At 59.5% G+C, this 16,886-nt stretch carries 16 protein-coding genes; 5 read left to right on the top strand and 11 right to left on the bottom strand.

The annotated features are described in order from the left end of the window. Positions 1 to 13: 13 nt before the first annotated feature. The gene (locus RGAI101_RS18985) at positions 14 to 511 is read right to left on the bottom strand and encodes a hypothetical protein (RefSeq protein WP_008229760.1); all 498 of its coding nucleotides are present in this window, start codon (positions 509 to 511) and stop codon (positions 14 to 16) included. Positions 512 to 804: 293 nt separating this feature from the next. Here RGAI101_RS18985 and RGAI101_RS18990 point away from each other — a divergent pair, with 293 nt between their 5' ends. Next, positions 805 to 1,599 (top strand): hypothetical protein, encoded by a 795-nt coding sequence (locus tag RGAI101_RS18990; RefSeq protein ID WP_008229532.1) that lies wholly within the window; start codon positions 805 to 807, stop codon positions 1,597 to 1,599. A gap of 94 nt (positions 1,600 to 1,693) precedes the next feature. Here the strand turns inward: RGAI101_RS18990 and RGAI101_RS18995 are convergent, their stop codons facing one another. Continuing rightward, the gene (locus RGAI101_RS18995) at positions 1,694 to 1,924 is read right to left on the bottom strand and encodes a hypothetical protein (protein WP_157044752.1); all 231 of its coding nucleotides are present in this window, start codon (positions 1,922 to 1,924) and stop codon (positions 1,694 to 1,696) included. Positions 1,925 to 1,948: 24 nt separating this feature from the next. Between RGAI101_RS18995 and RGAI101_RS19000 the strand changes: the two genes are divergently transcribed. Both RGAI101_RS19000 and RGAI101_RS19005 read left to right on the top strand, forming a co-directional pair. Next, positions 1,949 to 3,157, top strand: coding sequence for an efflux RND transporter periplasmic adaptor subunit (locus tag RGAI101_RS19000; protein ID WP_037230100.1), 1,209 nt, complete (start codon positions 1,949 to 1,951; stop codon positions 3,155 to 3,157). Positions 3,158 to 3,175: 18 nt separating this feature from the next. Then, positions 3,176 to 6,307 (top strand): efflux RND transporter permease subunit, encoded by a 3,132-nt coding sequence (locus RGAI101_RS19005; protein ID WP_008229600.1) that lies wholly within the window; start codon positions 3,176 to 3,178, stop codon positions 6,305 to 6,307. A 104-nt stretch (positions 6,308 to 6,411) separates the two neighbouring features. Here the strand turns inward: RGAI101_RS19005 and RGAI101_RS19010 are convergent, their stop codons facing one another. From RGAI101_RS19010 to RGAI101_RS19045, 9 genes are all read right to left on the bottom strand, one after another. Then, positions 6,412 to 7,461, bottom strand: a complete 1,050-nt coding sequence (locus tag RGAI101_RS19010) for an ABC transporter ATP-binding protein (protein ID WP_008229604.1) — start codon at positions 7,459 to 7,461, stop codon at positions 6,412 to 6,414. Continuing rightward, a complete protein-coding gene (locus RGAI101_RS19015) occupies positions 7,461 to 8,246 on the bottom strand; it encodes an ABC transporter permease (protein ID WP_008229656.1) in 786 nt (261 codons plus the stop codon). The genes RGAI101_RS19010 and RGAI101_RS19015 overlap by 1 nt, the downstream gene beginning before the upstream one ends. Then, complete coding sequence (locus RGAI101_RS19020) at positions 8,243 to 9,106, bottom strand: ABC transporter permease (protein WP_008229592.1); 864 nt, start codon at positions 9,104 to 9,106, stop codon at positions 8,243 to 8,245. Before RGAI101_RS19020 ends, RGAI101_RS19015 begins: the two co-directional genes overlap by 4 nt. A gap of 22 nt (positions 9,107 to 9,128) precedes the next feature. Continuing rightward, a complete protein-coding gene (locus tag RGAI101_RS19025; RefSeq protein WP_254655319.1) occupies positions 9,129 to 9,887 on the bottom strand; it encodes an ABC transporter substrate-binding protein in 759 nt (252 codons plus the stop codon). Beyond that, on the bottom strand, positions 9,793 to 10,242 hold the full coding sequence (locus RGAI101_RS19030) for a carbohydrate kinase family protein (RefSeq protein WP_198133741.1): 450 nt from the start codon (positions 10,240 to 10,242) through the stop codon (positions 9,793 to 9,795). The genes RGAI101_RS19025 and RGAI101_RS19030 overlap by 95 nt, the downstream gene beginning before the upstream one ends. Before the next feature lie 21 nt (positions 10,243 to 10,263). After that, positions 10,264 to 10,428 (bottom strand): hypothetical protein, encoded by a 165-nt coding sequence (locus RGAI101_RS21980; protein WP_157044753.1) that lies wholly within the window; start codon positions 10,426 to 10,428, stop codon positions 10,264 to 10,266. Further along, entirely contained in the window at positions 10,425 to 10,634 is a 210-nt protein-coding gene (locus tag RGAI101_RS19035; RefSeq protein ID WP_037230102.1) for a hypothetical protein, read from the bottom strand. Before RGAI101_RS19035 ends, RGAI101_RS21980 begins: the two co-directional genes overlap by 4 nt. A gap of 84 nt (positions 10,635 to 10,718) precedes the next feature. Beyond that, a complete protein-coding gene (locus tag RGAI101_RS19040; RefSeq protein ID WP_037230105.1) occupies positions 10,719 to 11,756 on the bottom strand; it encodes an ADP-ribosylglycohydrolase family protein in 1,038 nt (345 codons plus the stop codon). Positions 11,757 to 11,760: 4 nt separating this feature from the next. Continuing rightward, complete coding sequence (locus RGAI101_RS19045; protein WP_008229603.1) at positions 11,761 to 12,498, bottom strand: GntR family transcriptional regulator; 738 nt, start codon at positions 12,496 to 12,498, stop codon at positions 11,761 to 11,763. 382 nt (positions 12,499 to 12,880) lie between these two features. Between RGAI101_RS19045 and RGAI101_RS19050 the strand changes: the two genes are divergently transcribed. Beyond that, positions 12,881 to 13,975, top strand: coding sequence for a hypothetical protein (locus RGAI101_RS19050; protein WP_008229671.1), 1,095 nt, complete (start codon positions 12,881 to 12,883; stop codon positions 13,973 to 13,975). Between the two features lie 358 nt (positions 13,976 to 14,333). Next, the gene (locus RGAI101_RS19055) at positions 14,334 to 16,805 is read left to right on the top strand and encodes a heavy metal translocating P-type ATPase (protein ID WP_008229618.1); all 2,472 of its coding nucleotides are present in this window, start codon (positions 14,334 to 14,336) and stop codon (positions 16,803 to 16,805) included. The last annotated feature ends 81 nt before the right edge of the window (positions 16,806 to 16,886 follow it).

The following is a 16,886-nucleotide window of genomic DNA, read 5'->3' on the forward strand; positions in this document are numbered from 1 at the left end:
ACGGAGGAACCGCTTAGCGGTAAACGCCAACCACGTATTTAGGGGCGTTTTTCGGAACGAATTCTTCAAAATCGTTGAAGGCCTGAGGTCCGGATGCAGCAACGGTTGACGCGCTTGCTGCCTGTGGTTTGGCCTGCCGGATGAATTTCGGTGCGCTCTCCTGCTTGACGAAGCTCTTTTTCGGGGCGGCCAAGGGGGCGATCGTTTCTGCATCCACCGCTGGACCGGTAAGGGCGGCGAGCGTGGGTTGTTCAGTTTGCGAGCTCAAGTCTGGCGTCTTGAACACTGCAGGGCGTGTCGGTGCCGCAAGGACCGATGCCGACATCGAAGCATTGATGGCCGGAACATAATTCGGAATGACAAAGCCGGAGGATCCATCGTTGATGATTTCAGGCTGCTCGAGCGATGCGGATTGTACCGATGTCGAGAAGTCATGGTAGGCAGAAAGGCCAAGGCCTGCACCGCCGGAAAAAGCGACGAGCGATAATGAGAGCGCAAATGTACTTTTCATAGAATCAGCCTACCTTGCTTTGATCCTTATATACATAGCATGAAGTTTGACTAATTTCACCTCAACAAGCGAAAAACTGCCGCATCCTGCAGATTTTAAGCAACACTGACGCTGATTTTGTGCCGTTTCCCGCGCCGGTGACCAATTATGGTAGGTGTGAGCGGCTTAAATATAAAAGGAATTTTAGCGGTCCACCCTCTAGGATGCCTTTGTCGAAGATGAATTGCTTGCGGCACGTCTGTCCCAGCGGGTAGAGTTTCGTCAAGCGACGTTATTTACCGGGACGTTAATTGATGAGCGGGTTTCGCAAAAGCTTTTTGTTCGGACTGATCCTTGGCCCTTTGGGGGCAATCGGGGCGTCTGCGCAAGGGCTCGATATCCAGCCGATCGGGATTGAACTGGCCGAAGAGGGGGATCAACTGATCCTTGCGGCGATGCCGGTCGCGGGGCAAGCGCCCGTTTTCAACAGCGTCCTGATTGAATCCGCGACCGTGACGCGGGCGGCCGTGCGCCAGACCGGAACCTTGCCGAAACCGTCGATCATTCTGGGGCTGATCGCGCCGGGCCAGGAAAAAACCTTCGGCGTCGAAAGGCTTTTGCCTGCAACGGTCGAGCAGATCATTTTCGCATTGGACGATCTGGCTGCGCGCGAGGCATTGCGCGCAGACAACCCAGATCTTTTCCGCCGGCTTGTCGAAGAAGGTCATATCGATCCCGATCCCGACCAGTTGAACCGCGTGCTGCAAACCGAACTGAAGCGGATGAATTGCTATCGTGCGGGTGTCGATGGCGCGTGGGGCCGGGGGTCGCGCGGGTCAGTGGACGAATATTTCAGTCAACTTGCCTCTGTGGAATGGGATGATCCCGCGCCGACAAACAGCCTGTTCCGGTCGATCATCCTGAATGGCGACGTCGCCTGCCCAACGCCCGCTGCGGCGGCAGTGGCTCCAAGGGCCACGTCATCTGCACCGAAACGGGCCACGACCACCCGCCGCACCACCACGACAAACCGCGCACCGGCGACACCAAAGGCGGCACCGGCCGCCAAGCCCAAGATGTCGATCGGGGCACAGGGCGTGTTCCGGTAGGGGCTAACGCTTCTTTCGTTACACAGGCAAATTTGTCGTGAATCCGGACGGACGTCGGATTGCGCCGCATAAAAAGGCAATCCAGTGATGCTTGTCATGCCAGCTTCAAGAAGTTGATCGGGACAGGATTGACATCTGGGCGGCACAAAATATGTAACCGATGTAATAAGCCTAACTTAGTAAATTGCATTGCACCGATGAACTTCATGATCAACTTGGACCGCTCCGGAATTCTGATGAAAGCCGGGCCAGATACGGTAATGAGCCGTTCATGATGTTTTGCAGCGCTGCCGTAATTAATACGCCCTTCCAGTTTGTCATCCATATCGCCTGACGGGACCTTCAAACCATGCATTCGATTTACCCCACCCGGCGTCTGCCGTTTCTTTGCCTTATGCTTGCCTGTCTTGCCTTTCCGGCGGCGGCCCAACAGCAAGGGCGTCCACCGCCAGCCGTCACTGTGGCGACGCTCCAGCCTCAGGACGTGACCCTGACGACAACCCTGCCGGGCCGGGTCGTGGCATCCGCCATGGCAGAGGTGCGCCCGCAGGTTGCGGGCATCGTCATCGAACGGTTGTTTCAGGAGGGCGGGTCCGTAAAGGCGGGCGATGTGCTTTATAAGATCGACCCGGCCAGCTACGAGGCCGCTGTGGCACAGGCAGATGCGGCGGTGGCGCAAGCGCAGGCGCAGCTGGACGCCGCCCAGAAAGAGGAAGCGCGGCAGCAGGAGCTTGCCTCGCGGAATGTTGCCAGCACGGCATCGCTTGATACTGCCATTGCAGGACGGGACGCGGCACTGGCCAGTCTTCAGGCCGCGCAGGCGCAGCGAAACGCCGCCCAGATCGAACTGGACCGAACCGAAATCACGGCGCGTCTGTCGGGTGAGATTGGTCGTTCCTTGGCCAGTCAGGGTGCTTTGGTGACCGCAAGCCAGGCCAGCCCGATGGCGGTGATCCGCAACATCGACACCGTTTACGTGGACGTGACGCAATCGGCCGCCGAAATCATTGAGTGGCGGCGCGGCAACATGGGCGAACGGATTGGCGACACCATGCAGCGGGTCACTTTGACGCTTGCCGACGGCAGCCTCTACGACCAGACCGGCACCCTTACTGCGGCAGAACCCGACGTGAACGAACAGACCGGCGTCGTGGTGCTGCGGATGTCGTTCGACAATCCCGGCAAGCTGCTGCTTCCCGGAATGTACGTGCAGGTCGAAATGCCGACCCGCACCGCGCAGGATGTGTTTGTCATTCCTCAGGAAGCGGTAAGCCGGAACCGGCGTGGACAGCCCATCGCGATGGTCGTGGGCGCGGAAAACGTGGTCGAGGCGCGGCCGCTGACAGTCCTGCAGGATATGGGCAGCGACTGGGTGGTCAGCGAAGGGCTGAACCCCGGCGACCGGATCGTGACCGTGGGCCTGCAAAAGGCCAGCCCCGGCGCGACGGTAACGCCCGAAGAACAGGTTGCCGCAACAACGACTGACGGAAATGCCGCAGTCGCCGATGCGTCGGCAGAACCTGCGGCGACAGAGCCGTCCGACACAAAAACCGAATAATTCAGAACCGGAATATCCATGGCCCGCTTTTTCATCGACCGCCCGATTTTTGCCTGGGTCATCGCGATCTTCATCATGGGCGTCGGGGTGCTTTCCATCCTGTCGCTTCCCGTCGCGCAATACCCGCAGATCGCGCCGCCGACCGTTTCGGTCAGCGCCGTCTATCCTGGGGCCTCAGCCGATACGGTTGCAAATACCGTCACGCAGGTGATCGAACAGCAGATGACGGGGCTGGACGGGTTGCGCTATATCTCGTCCAGTTCGACGTCGTCGGGCAGCGCCAGCGTGACCCTGACATTCGAGACCGGGACCGACCCCGACATTGCCCAAGTGCAGGTGCAGAACAAGTTGGCGCAGGCGACCGCTTTGCTGCCCGAAACCGTGCAGCGGCAGGGCGTAACGGTTCAAAAATCGTCTGCCGGCTTCTTGATGGTGATCTCGCTTATCTCCGAGGATGGTAAGCTGGATGCAACCGACCTTGGCGATTACCTGTCCACCAACCTTGTTAATGAACTCAGCCGGGTCGAAGGTGTCGGCAGCGTGCGGGTCTTTGGTGCGCAATACGCCATGCGCATCTGGCTGGACCCGGCCAAGCTGGCGGCGTTCGAACTGACCCCGTCGGATGTGGTTGCGGCCGTATCCGCAGAGAACGCGCAGATATCGGCCGGGGCCTTCGGGTCGCGCCCCTCGGTCGAGGGTCAGCAGCTTTCGGCGACGATCACGGCGCAATCCTTGCTGCGCACACCCGAGGACTTCCGCCAGATCGTTCTGCGCGCTGAAACCGACGGCGGGCTGGTGCTGGTCAATGATGTGGCCCGGGTCGAGATTGGCGCGGAAAGCTATGCCACCGTATCGCGTTTCAACCGCAACCCGTCGACGGGTATGGCGATCAGTCTGGCACCCGGTGCCAACGCGCTGGATACCGCAAGTGCGGTAGAGAGCCGGATGGAGGAACTGGCACAGTTCTTCCCCGAAGGCGTGACCTATGTCGTGCCATTCGACACGACGCCCTTTGTCACGATCTCGATCGAAGAGGTGATCAAGACCCTGATCGAGGCGATCATTCTTGTATTCCTTGTGATGTATTTGTTCCTCCAGAACTTCCGCGCAACCTTGATCCCGACACTGGCGGTCCCCGTCGTGTTGCTGGGCACCTTCGGCGTGATGGCCGTATTGGGGTTTTCGATCAATACGCTGACGATGCTGGCGATGGTGCTGGCGATCGGCCTGCTTGTGGATGATGCGATTGTCGTTGTCGAAAACGTCGAGCGGATCATGGAGCAGGAGGGCCTTGGCCCGGTCGAGGCGACGCGCAAGTCGATGGACCAGATCACCGGCGCGCTGGTGGGTATTGCCGTCGTGCTGTCCGCCGTGTTTGTTCCGGTCGCGTTCTTTCCCGGCTCTACGGGTGTGATCTACAAGCAGTTTGCGGTTACGATCATCTCGGCGATGACGCTGTCGGTGGTGGTGGCGCTGACGCTGACCCCCGCGCTCTGCGCGACAATGCTCAAGGCGAAGAAACACGAGCAAAAGCGCGGGCCGTTCAAGTGGTTCAACACCGGGTTTGACAAGCTGCGCGGCGGTTATGCCGGCCTTGTCGGCGGGATCGTGCGGCATCCGTTCATCAGCGGTATCTTCTATCTGGCAATCATCGCCGCGATGGGCGCGCTGTTCCTGCGCACACCACAAGGCTTCCTGCCGGACGAGGATCAGGGCATTCTCTTTACGCTGGTTCAGACCCCGACGGGGGCCACCGCCGAACGTACGCTGGATGTGATCAAGCAGGTCGAGGATTACTATCTGGATCAGGAAGGCGACATGGTCCAATCGGTCTTTGGCGTTGTCGGCTTCAGCTTTGCGGGGCAGGGGCAGAACCTTGGTCTGGTCTTTGTCCGTCTCAAGGATTGGGAAGAACGCACCACCCCGAACCTCAGCGCGAAGGCGCTGGCGGGGCGGGCATTCGGGGCCTTCAGCCAGATCAAGGATGCGCAGGTGTTCCCGGTCGTGCCGCCGTCTGTCATCGAACTGGGCAACGTGTCCGGATTTGATTTCTACCTTCAGGCGCGGGGCGGGCAGACCCACGAACAGCTTCTGGATGCGCGCAACCAACTGCTTGGCGCTGCGGCCCAAAGTCCGCTGATCGCCTCGCTTCGCCCAAGTGGGCTGGAAGATGCTGCACAATTCAAACTTGATATCGACTGGCGGCGCGCCGGTGCGATGGGGGTGACGGCCACCGATGTCGGCAACCTGCTGACCATCGCCTGGGCAGGCCGCTACGTGAATGACTTCATCGACGAGGGCCGGATCAAGCGCGTCTACGTTCAGGGAGAGGCCGACGCCCGCGCGTTGCCGTCAGACCTGCAAAAGTGGCGCGTGCGCAATGCAAGCGGTGGCATGGTGCCGTTCTCGAATTTCACCGAGGCGAACTGGACCTTCGGACCCCAAGGCGTGAACCGCTACAACGGTGTCCCGGCGATGCAGATGCAGGGTTCCTCTGCACCAGGGACGAGCACCGGCGAGGGGCTTGCCGAAATGGTACGGCTTGCCAAAGAGCTGCCGCCGGGCTTTGTGATCGCGCCCACGGGGTTGTCGCTTGAGGAACAGGAATCCGGCAATCAGGCCCCGTTGCTCTATGCGCTGTCTTTGGCCGCCATCTTCCTGTCCCTTGCGGCGCTGTACGAAAGCTGGTCGATCCCCTTTGCGGTCATGCTTGCCATGCCGATCGGTGTTCTGGGGGCGTTGACCGGGGCCTATCTGGGCGGGTTTGAAAATGGCGTCTTCTTTCAGGTCGGCCTGCTGACGGTGATCGGCCTGACCGGCAAGAACGCGATCCTGATCGTGGAATTTGCACGTGACCGGCATGCAGAGGGCGAGAGCATGGTCAATGCGGCCCTTGATGCCGCACGTCAGCGGTTCCGACCGATCATCATGACCTCGATGGCATTCTCGCTGGGGGTCTTGCCGCTGCTGCTGAGCAGTGGTGCAGGGTCGGGCGGTCGGACGGCCATCGGCAGCGGCGTGCTGTCGGGCACCATCGCGGCGACCGTGCTTGGCGTGTTGTTCGTGCCGTTCTTCTTTGTGATGATCGCCCGTCTGACCGGCGGCAAAGCCTCGCAGAAGGGTGACGTTTCGGCGAGCGAGAAGGCTTAGACGCTTTCGAAGGCGGAGAAACCGGATAGCAGTTTATAGCGTGTCCATTCTCCGCCGCTAGGCGACCAAGTTTGCCCGCAGATCTTGCGCGATACGGTTGAAAATCACTGTCCCGGAATGACGATCGTGTGGACTGCTTTCCAACTGAGCCAGACTTTTTGCCCCAAGGCCACCTCGGGAATGTCCAGATCGCGACCGATCACCTTGTAGGTGTTGCCGTCACCTTCTGCGATACATGTGGACATGGCACCCGCAAACATCCGTTGAACAAGTGTCGCGTTTACCTTCGATATTCCGTCCTGAATAGGCTCGAACGTTGAAATGCTGATGCTTTCAGGGCGCACTGCAAGGGCGCTGGCGGTATCGGACCCCGGCGGGACAAGGATGCCGCCGGCCTGCGGACGTTCCAGACGCTGCCCTTGGCCACGGCCTGCGATGATATTGGCGTCGCCCAAAAACTCTGCGGTGAACACGTCTACCGGATTATTGTAGACGTCGCGCGGCGGTCCGGACTGGATCATCCGACCCTCGCGCAAGATCCCGATCTTGTCTGACAACGTCAGCGCCTCTTCCTGATCATGCGTGACGAAGATTGTCGTGATCCCGATCTCGCGCTGGATGCGCTTGAGTTCGATCTGCATGTCGACCCGCAAGGATTTGTCCAGCGCAGACAGGGGTTCATCCAGAAGCAGCACACGCGGACGGGTGACGATCGCACGGGCCAAAGCCACCCGTTGCCGTTGCCCGCCGGACAGCTGATGTGGTTTGCGATCCCCCAGATGGCCCAGCTGAACCAGATCAAGCGCCTCGCCGATGCGCCGCCGCTCTTCGCTGGCACCGACTTTGCGGACCCGCAGGCCAAACCCGACATTGTCGGCAACGGTCATATTCGGAAACAGCGCGTAGTTTTGAAACATCAAGCCAATTTCGCGCTTTTCGACAGGAATATCGTCGACAACCTGCTGGCCGATGCGGATGGTGCCGCCATCCGTGAACAAAAAGCCCGCAATCGTTCTGAGCAGGGTTGTCTTGCAGCTTCCCGAAGGGCCGAGCAGCGCAAAGAACCCGCCATCTGGAAACTCCATGGACACATCGGACAAGGCCGTGAATTTGCCGAAGCGCTTTGTGACGTTATGAACGGAAACTTCAGCCATTAGCGTTCTCCTCCGAAGTTTGAAAAGCGTGCCGCAATCAGCATGACGACCATCGAAACGGTTATGATAATGGTCGAGATTGCGTTGATTTCGGGCGTGAAACCCTTGCGGATTGACGTGTATATCAGGACCGGCAAAGTGCTGTCGCCCGGTTCAGACAGAAAATAAGAGACCACGAACTGGTCAAAACTGACGGCAAAGGCAAAGAGCGCACCGGCGATGATGCCCGGCGCAATCCATGGCATTGTGACGCGGCGTGTGACGGTCCAGCCGCTTGCTCCCATGGACCGTGCGGCCTCTTCGAGGGTGTGGTCAAATGTGGCCAGACGCGCGCTGACCACCACAATCACATACGGGATCGCAAGGGCGACATGACCGATGATGACAGACGGGGTGCCGCGCCCCAGACCGATGCCATAGAAGAAGATCAGCATGGCCGTGCCGGTGATGAGCCATGGAATTGCAATGGGCGGGAACAGCATGACCTGAAGGAAACGCTTGCCGCGAAATTCAAAACGGAACAATGCGACGGAAGCGGCCGTTCCCAGAACCGTGGCGATCACGGTCGTGACCAGTGCGATCAGGATCGACCGTGTTGCGGCGTCCAGAATTTCAGCGTTTCCGGCCAGCTTTTCATACCATTTCAATGAAAATTCGAACGGCAGTTGATAATATTGCGAGGCGTTGAAGGACATGAACGCCATCACCAGAATTGGCGCATAAAGAAAGACAAGGATGCAGAACAGCCAGATTTTCCCAAGCCGGGCCAGCAATAGACCACTCATGTTTGGGCCCTCCGCAAGATGGGACTGGAAAGGGCGAGGATAACGAGAACCACCGCCAACAGAATAAAGGAAAGCGCTGCACCAAGCGGCCAGTTGAAGACGGCGACAAACTGGTCTTCGATCACGGTGCCGAAATAGGTGCCGACACGCCCGCCCAGAATACGCGGCTCCATGAAAGAGCCGACGACAGGCACAAAGATCAGGACCGCGCCGGCCAGCAGGCCCGGCAGGGACAGCGGCAAGATGATGCGCCACAGGATCGTGTGCTTGCCAGCCCCCATGGACCGGGCCGCATCAATCAGATTGTCGTCAATCGCCTGCAACGCCAGATAGGACGTCAGGATGACGTAGGGCAGATAGGAATGGACAAGCCCGATCACGATGGCAGGCGTCGAGAACATCAGGTTCACATCTACCTCGAACGGTAAAATGGCATTCAGGCCGATTTCCAGCACGCCATTGCCGCGCAGGACGATCGCCCAGGAGAAAATGCGCACCAGGGAATTTGACCAGAACGGCAGGATGACAAGAAGAAACAGGGCTTCGCGGGCGCGGCCCTGGATCACTTTGGCCAGCACATAGGCACAGGGAAACCCGACAAGCACGGCAAACCCCGTCACGATCAAACCCAGCTTTATCGATTTCCAAAGCAGTTTTGCGTAGGTCGTCGTCTGAAAGAAGGCTTGGTAGTTCTCGGTCGTCAGATGCCATTCTGTCTGTCCGAACGGGACATCAGACAGAAAGCTGAAGTAAAGCATGGCTGACAGGGGCAGGAAGATTGCCACCGTCAGCCAAAGATAGGCCGGGGAAAGCAGGCTGATGATCTTAGATCGCTGTTGATTGGCGAGTGTCGTCGACATCAGAGCATTCCCTGTTCGCTGGTTACTGTGCGGCTTTCAGTTCTTGCCAAAGGGCAAGATAGGCCTCGCGGTTTTCGTCGGACACTGGGCGCTGGAACTGGACGCGCGCCACGACTTCGGGATCACTTAGAATGCGCTTGTTGAATGCGTCATCGGGCAAGGCTGCGGCAGCCTTGGCATTTGCCGAAGCCGGGGCACCGTCTGCGGCCCATTTCACATAGAAGGCGGGGTCGATTATCCAGTTGATGAACGCGTGGGCCGCGTCCTGTTTGGTGGAAGAAACTGGAATGGACAGGCCGTCAAGCCAGCCAATGGCACCTTCGGAGGGGACGACGAATTCAACCGGCAGGCCCGCTGACATCGAACGGCTGGCCGATCCCGACCAGATTGTTGCGACCTCAAGATCGCCAGCGGCCATGAACTGGTTCCAGTCGTTTTCAGACCCCCAGTAGGTTTTGATCTGCGGCATCAGCGCCGTAAGTTTGCTTTTGACCGCGTCCATATCCGCGATGTCATTGATGTCCTGATCGGTGGCGATCGCGGCGAACTGGACGGCTTCCAGCGCGTCGTCGCGGATTGACACCTTGCCTGCATGGGCGCTGTCCCAGAAGACCTCGATCGAGGTCGGCGCTTCTTCGAAGGCCTGAGTGTTCTCCTTGTGGATATTGATCGGCCTTTTCGGCGCATTATAAGTTGGATCGTTGGCGGGCTGCTGCGATCTGTTCTGCTGTCGGTGCGGATGCAGGGCCTTTGACGGTCGTGGAAAGCGCCGCGGCGACATTGGCAAAGGACGCGGCACTGCTTGGATCCCCGGTCTGGGAGAGATGAGCGATAAAGCTGCCGATATGGGCGTCACCGGCCCCGTTGGTATCAATGGCCTGCACGTTGAAGGGTGGGATTTCGACGCAGGTTTCTGCGGTGCAAAGGACACATCCCGCCGCGCCGTTCCGAACGATAGCCCCGCCAGCGCGGTTCGCGGCAAGCGCCTTGGCCGCTGCGGTCGGGTCGGAACAGCCTGTCAGAATGGTTGCTTCATGCAGGTTTGCGCTGACCCATTCGGCACGCGCCAGCGCAGCCTGCACAACGTCCTGTGCCAAAGCCGCGACAATCGGGGCCGGGTCAAAAACCAGACGCAAGGGGCCGGTATCCTTGCGCAACTAGTCCGACAATGCGCCCCGTGAATTGGGATAGTGCAGGGCATAGCCCGACAGCAGGGCCCACTCGAAATCAGCGAAGTTTATGTCGGACAGATCCTTTTGCGTAACATGACCTTCGGCACCATCGCTGGCGATAAAGGTGCGTTCACCGTCCTGATCGATCAAAACGGTGCAGCATACCTGATCCCGCGCCGTGTCGTGTCGTGCGGGCGCAAGACGTCGATCTGTTCGGCCGCAAGTCCTTCAAGCGCGACGTTCGCAAAAGGCCCGGTCCTGATCGACCCGCCATAGCTGACGGACATGCCCGCGCGTTTCGCGGCGACCATCGCGTTGAAGCCGCCACCGGGGGGCAATTTGAAACCCGCTGACAATCGCTTCCTTGCCCGCAGCGGGGACTTGCTTAACATCGTAAAGCAAATCGGCGACGATGCCGGACATTTGCAGCAGACGACCGTTCATATGGCAACACCATCGGCGACAGGTGTACTGCTGCCCACGCGGTGGCGCAGCGCAAGCAGATTGGTGGCAATCTGTTCGATGGCCAGCGGGTTGGCCCGGCGCACCTGCTCGACCTTTTCAACCGGGAAGCCGGAACAGCCGATGCAGGCCCCGGCCATGGCCCCGGAAATCGCGCCGATCGTATCTGTATCATCGCCAATATTAGCGGCGATCACCGCGGCCTTCCACGGGTCACCGCCCGCCAGCAAGACAACGCCAAATGCCGCCGGAACCGATTCATGGGACGCGACCGAGGTCTCTATCTTGTCCGCAAACTCCTGTACCGAAACCCCGCTGCCGGCGAGGGCGATGGCCTTCGTTATTTTCTGTGCCATGTCGCTGTGGCCTTCGGGGTAGCCCCGCTGTTGCCCAAGCTTTGCGGCATCAATCGCCAGGGGGAGCGACGACCGAAAATCGGCACCTGCGATGCCTGAACTGACGACTGCCGCCACGGCACAGGCCGCCGCAATCGCTTCACCCGTGTTATGTGTCAGGCGGCACGCACGCTCCACCTGGTCGATCAGACTGGTCATCGGGGTCAGATGTGTGGAAATGCCGACCGGCGTGATCCGCATCGCGGCACCGTTGGTCGTCCCGTTGCGCCCCGTATGTGCCGGATCGGTGCCTGCCAACATGGCTTCCAAGGCGGCCTTGGTCGAGGGGCCAAGCAGATCGCGCAGGCCGCGGTCCCTGACATCGGCTTCCCATGCGATCAAATCCTGCGCCCACAGGGTTTCATCAAGCAGGCCGTCGCCCTGTATCAGCCGCGCGGCCAATAATAACGTCTGTTCGGTGTCATCGGTGACCTTTGCGGCGGCCAGCCCATGAGACACGGGATGATCGTCGATCGGGGGCATGAAATCGGTGATCTGGCCGTAGTGACGCATGATGTCCCCCCGAGAGAGGGTTTGCGAGGGCATGCCTAGCGCGTCGCCGACGGCCATCCCGATCAGGGCAGCGCAAGCGCGGTCAAATTCAGAACCTTGGTGTGTCACGCCGTCAAAACTCCATGTGCAATCCGAAGAGGTCGGGATCCAGGATGCTCTCGACACATTCGATGATGGTCCTGTCCGTCTGGCGGGTCAGCCTGCGCAACCGCAGCATCGCATCACCGGCATTGCGCCCCATTACGGTGGCATCTTCGGACGAAAGTGCGGGGATCACCCCAGCCCATTCCGCTCCACTTGCGATCGACAGCCCATGGTTCAGCAACGTCGTATTCAGCGACCCGTCGACTAGCCCCGTTTGCAGAACATCCTCAAGCGTATCGCGCCAAGGCACTCTGCTGCGCTCAAGCGAGACGCCCTTGCCGGTGGTTTCCAAAAACCGCAGGCGGTCAACGATGAGGCAATCGACACCAAGCGCAACTTCGGTTCCGGGCAGATCCATGCCGCCGCGTTCAAGGCGCAACACACGGGTAGAGAGCTGCACATCAGAAGAGGAGAGCGCCAAGGTCCACCCCGCCTGATCATCAATCGTCTTGCCGCCGAATGTCACGAACGACCCGATCCCGCTTTTGGTGGTGATCATGCCCTTGCTCGACAACAGCTCAAGGCTTTTGCGGACGGTGCTGCGGCTTACCGAGAACCGTTTGACCAAATCATTTTCGCTTGCCAGCGCGTCGCCACGATTAAGCACGCCTGACCGGATTTCGCTTTCCAGCGTGTGCGCGATGCGCACGGATTTCGTTGCACCGATCAATGCGTGTCTTGTTTCGTCATGTTTAATCCTGTCCATACCTGTATGCTTTGCTTGTAAATCGCGCTGTGTCAATATCGAATTTGTGCAGGCATTCAGATAAGGGCGGCGGTCGGGTTACGCTGGGCAGCTCTTTGCGCAAGTTCTCCGGCGACAGGCATCAAAGCTGAGAAGCAATCAGAAGGAGAGACCCGAACGTTTTATGTGGTCGCGGCGTCGCTCCGAGATGGTCCGTTAACTGGCCTACAGCACCGCCTGTTCACTCAAGCCGGCAAAGTTCCGCCGTTGCATCGGTCGTGCTGGGGAACCTTGTCGGTAACATCTGCGTTAAGTGATCAGGACATCGGGCCCTTTGTGGGCCTCCCTGATGTTTCCCTGAAGATGTTCGTGTTTTAAGTGCCCTATTACAGGAGAGCCCCCAATGCCTACGAAAAGTATTCTGCTTGTCACCGCCCTGTCGATCACGGCGATATACCCCGCCAACGCAGCGACCCAGATGACACCTGTCTGGTCATCCCTGGCCGACACGCATGTCGACGTCAGTGATTTTGCTATCAATGATTTCGATGCAAACATCGTGCACGTCAAGAACGACAAGGACAAAGGCGGCGGCCACAAGAATGCTGGCAAGGGCACCGAAAAGAAAAAGGGCCACGGCAAGCCGAACGACAAGAAGGTCGGTAAAAAGGCCGAGGGAAACCCTGGAAAGGGCAACAAGCCCGCCAAGGCCAATGATCACAAAGGCAACGACCACAAGGTGGTCAAGAATAACGGCAAAGCCGATCACAAGAACGAAAAGCACGACAAAAGGGTCAAGCGGTCGCAAGAAGACCGCGTTATCGCGTCGCAGCAACTGCTTGAGGTCCAGCCGCCCCAGGGTCGCGACATGGTAACTCTGCTGTCGGCTGTGCCTTTGGCGCTGCTGGGGCAGGATGTAATTTTCCAGGACATCGACGATGACCGTCTTCTGACCTATCGCAACTGCCCTCCCGGCCTTGCGAAAAAAGATCCCCCCTGCGTGCCCCCCGGTCTTGCGAAAGACGGTGTGACTTATGATCAATGGGTATCCTATGACGATGACGAGCTGGAGCGTGTCTATGTCGACCGTCGAGACCATTATCTGCGGACCCAGAACATCGAAGTGCGAAATATTGATGAAATCGATGACTCCGGTCTTTTGCTGAACTCCGATCAGGTTGCCCGGCTCTACGATCTTGCGCCCGCCCCACGCGGCAGCCGCTATGCGCTGATCGATGGCATGCCGGTGCTTCTTGAAGATCGCAACTATACCGCACTTGCCCGGATCAATGACATGGCCCGCGTGCCAATTCTGGACAACGGCGTGCAGGTGGCACCGACCGCAGCGCTGACGCAGGCCGAACTGATGCAAGCGTATCGCCTTCCGCCGCTTGACCCAGGCTACAGCTATACCGTCATGAACGGAGAGGTTCTGGCGCTGGAGAATGATGCATTCGAAACACTTCAACTGATCCGCATCGCACGGGCCGTATTCTGATCGCGATAGGTTGAGTTTGATAAACATCTTGAGGAGCTGGATGCACGTCCGGCCCCTCGACTTATGACGCATCGGCAGCGCGTTCTGGCATGCCGCCCAGAACATGCACGTAGCAGATCCGCGCCTGGCGGGGCTTGCTATCGGGTGAGGGTTCATTTTGTACAGTGTCTCACTGCGAGCCCTTAAATAAAAAAAAGACCTTGGATGCCGGGCCATGACTGCATAGCTTCTGGGATGACGACACAGGCCGGACCTTGGAACAGACTGCCCGCTGACCGATATTCTTGGTTGGCGTTGCGGTGACCTAAATCGCCCCCTGAACGCGGTCCGGAGTTGCGTCCCCTGAAAGGACATCACAATGACCGATACGCATTCCGAACATCCTGCAACATCGCCGACGGCGTCAAAGATCACTCGTGATCCGGTCTGCGGAATGACTGTCGACCCGAAGGCGGGCAAGCCGACGGCAGAGCATGACGGCCACACCTATCATTTCTGTTCGGACGGTTGCCGGAAAAAATTTGTATCAAATCCCGACACCTATCTGACCGCCAAGGATCCTGTCTGTGGCATGACCGTAGATCGCGCCACGGCGGCGCATATGTCAAAGCACGAGGGGCAGCGTTTCTATTTCTGCTCCTCCGGATGCCAGTCCAAGTTCGACACCGAGTCCGAGAAATACCTTGGCGACCAGCCCGCGCCGGAACCGATGCCCGAGGGCACGCAATATACCTGCCCGATGCACCCTGAAATCATCCAGGACCATCCGGGCGACTGCCCTAAATGCGGTATGGCGCTCGAGCCGATGACGCCGTCGGCAGACGCAGGGCCCAACCCCGAATTTGTGGATTTCAAACGCCGTCTCTGGATCACCGCGCCTCTTGCTTTCATGGTGTTTGCGCTAGAGATGGGCAGCCATGTGGGCATCCCGTTTGCGGACTGGATCGGCCACACCGCGTTTGGCTGGGTGCAATTCGTGCTGGCAACGCCGGTGGTCCTGATCTGCTGGCCGTTCTTCAAGCGCGGCTGGTCCTCTGTGGTGAACCGCAGCCCCAACATGTGGACGCTGATCGCGCTTGGCACCGGGGCGGCCTATCTGTTTTCGGTCATATCGCTGATCGCGCCGCAGTTGTTTCCCGATAGCATGCGCGACGATATGGGCATGGCCCCGGTCTATTTCGAAGCCGCCGCCGTGATCCTTGTGCTGGTATTGATGGGGCAGGTCATGGAACTGGCAGCCCGCGAACGCACGGGCGACGCGATCCGCGCGCTGATGGACCTTGCCCCCAAGACGGCGCGCAGGGTCAGCGCGGATGGCACGGAAAGGGACGTGCCGCTTGAGGATCTGCGCACAGACGACGTGCTGCGGGTCCGCCCCGGTGAAAGCGTGCCGGTGGACGGTGTCGTGACCGAGGGGCGGTCGTCTGTCGATGAAAGCATGATCTCAGGCGAACCGGTGCCGGTGGAAAAGGTCGAAGGAGAGCCGGTCACGGGTGGAACGATTAACAAGACCGGCAGCTTTCTGATGAAGGCGCAGAATGTCGGTGCCGACACCACGTTGAACCGGATTGTCGAGATGGTCGCCAAGGCGCAGCGGTCCCGCGCGCCTATTCAGGCGATGGCAGACAGGGTCGCCGTTTATTTCGTGCCCGCCGTCGTAGGTGTGTCACTGCTTTCCTTTGCCGCATGGGCAATCTTCGGCCCGACGCCTGCGCTGTCCTATGCCTTTGTCGCGGCGGTTTCCGTCCTGATCATCGCGTGCCCCTGTGCGCTTGGCCTTGCCACGCCGATGTCGATCATGGTCGCCACAGGGCGCGGCGCGGGGGCAGGGGTTCTGATCCGCGATGCGGAGGCGTTGGAGCGTTTTGCAAAGATTGACGTGCTGATCGTCGACAAGACAGGCACCCTGACCGAAGGCAAGCCTGCCCTGACGGATGCAGAACCTGCTGACGGGATGGATGAAACCACGCTTTTGTCGCTTGCTGCGGCTTTGGAGCGTGGATCAGAGCACCCGCTGGCCGAGGCCATCGTCGCCGGAGCGCAGGAGCGCGGCGCGCCGAAGCAGGACAGTTCCGATTTCGAGGCCATCACCGGAAAAGGCGTCACCGGCGTTGTCGATGGACGCAAGGTTGCCCTTGGCAACGCTGCGCTGATGCAGGATCTTGGCATTGATACGGGGGCATTTGCCGACCGTGCCAAAGCGCTTCAGTCAGAGGGCAAAACTGCGATGTTCGTTGCCGGTGACGGAAAACCGGCAGGCCTGATCGGGGTGGCGGACCGGATCAAGGACACCACACCGGACGCCATTCGCGCCCTGCATGACCTTGGAATGCGGATCATCATGGCGACGGGCGATGCAAAAGCCACCGCCGAGGCTGTTGGCAAGACGCTCAAGATCGACGAAATCCACGCCGAGGTCAGCCCCGAGGATAAAAACGCGTTGGTCCGGAAACTGAAAGGCGAGGGGATGTCGGTGGCCATGGCGGGGGACGGCGTGAACGACGCGCCCGCCTTGGCCGAGGCGGATGTCGGCATTGCCATGGGCACCGGCGCGGATGTCGCCGTTGAAAGCGCGGGCATCACGCTGGTGAAAGGGGATCTGGGCGGGATCGTCCGTGCGCGGCGGCTGGCCGAAGCGACCATGCGCAACATCCGCCAGAACCTGTTTTTCGCCTTCGTCTACAACACTGCGGGCGTTCCGCTGGCTGCAGGGATTCTGTACCCCTTCTTCGGTATTCTGCTGTCGCCCGTCGTGGCCGCCGCGGCGATGAGCCTGTCGTCGGTGTCCGTGATCACCAATGCGCTTCGCTTGCGCAGTGAAAAGCTGTAGCTGGGATTTGCAATGCCACACGGTTGCCTGCGGCAGTCAGGACTTGATAACCCCTTGGTGATTTTGCCTTGGATCTGTTAT

The organism is Roseobacter sp. GAI101 (assembly GCF_000156335.1).
Lineage (GTDB): Bacteria > Pseudomonadota > Alphaproteobacteria > Rhodobacterales > Rhodobacteraceae > Sulfitobacter.

Bases quoted from the DNA above. Each gene is read 5' to 3' on its own strand.
- RGAI101_RS19000 (WP_037230100.1), top strand. From the start codon at position 1,949: ATGCATTCGATTTACCCCACCCGGCGTCTGCCGTTTCTTTGCCTTATG.
- RGAI101_RS19055 (WP_008229618.1), top strand. From the start codon at position 14,334: ATGACCGATACGCATTCCGAACATCCTGCAACATCGCCGACGGCGTCA.
- RGAI101_RS18985 (WP_008229760.1), bottom strand. From the start codon at position 511: ATGAAAAGTACATTTGCGCTCTCATTATCGCTCGTCGCTTTTTCCGGC.
- RGAI101_RS19015 (WP_008229656.1), bottom strand. From the start codon at position 8,246: ATGAGTGGTCTATTGCTGGCCCGGCTTGGGAAAATCTGGCTGTTCTGC.
- RGAI101_RS19005 (WP_008229600.1), top strand. From the start codon at position 3,176: ATGGCCCGCTTTTTCATCGACCGCCCGATTTTTGCCTGGGTCATCGCG.
- RGAI101_RS18990 (WP_008229532.1), top strand. From the start codon at position 805: ATGAGCGGGTTTCGCAAAAGCTTTTTGTTCGGACTGATCCTTGGCCCT.
- RGAI101_RS19050 (WP_008229671.1), top strand. From the start codon at position 12,881: ATGCCTACGAAAAGTATTCTGCTTGTCACCGCCCTGTCGATCACGGCG.
- RGAI101_RS19020 (WP_008229592.1), bottom strand. From the start codon at position 9,106: ATGTCGACGACACTCGCCAATCAACAGCGATCTAAGATCATCAGCCTG.
- RGAI101_RS18995 (WP_157044752.1), bottom strand. From the start codon at position 1,924: ATGGATGACAAACTGGAAGGGCGTATTAATTACGGCAGCGCTGCAAAA.
- RGAI101_RS19045 (WP_008229603.1), bottom strand. From the start codon at position 12,498: ATGGACAGGATTAAACATGACGAAACAAGACACGCATTGATCGGTGCA.
- RGAI101_RS19025 (WP_254655319.1), bottom strand. From the start codon at position 9,887: ATGTCGCCGCGGCGCTTTCCACGACCGTCAAAGGCCCTGCATCCGCAC.
- RGAI101_RS19010 (WP_008229604.1), bottom strand. From the start codon at position 7,461: ATGGCTGAAGTTTCCGTTCATAACGTCACAAAGCGCTTCGGCAAATTC.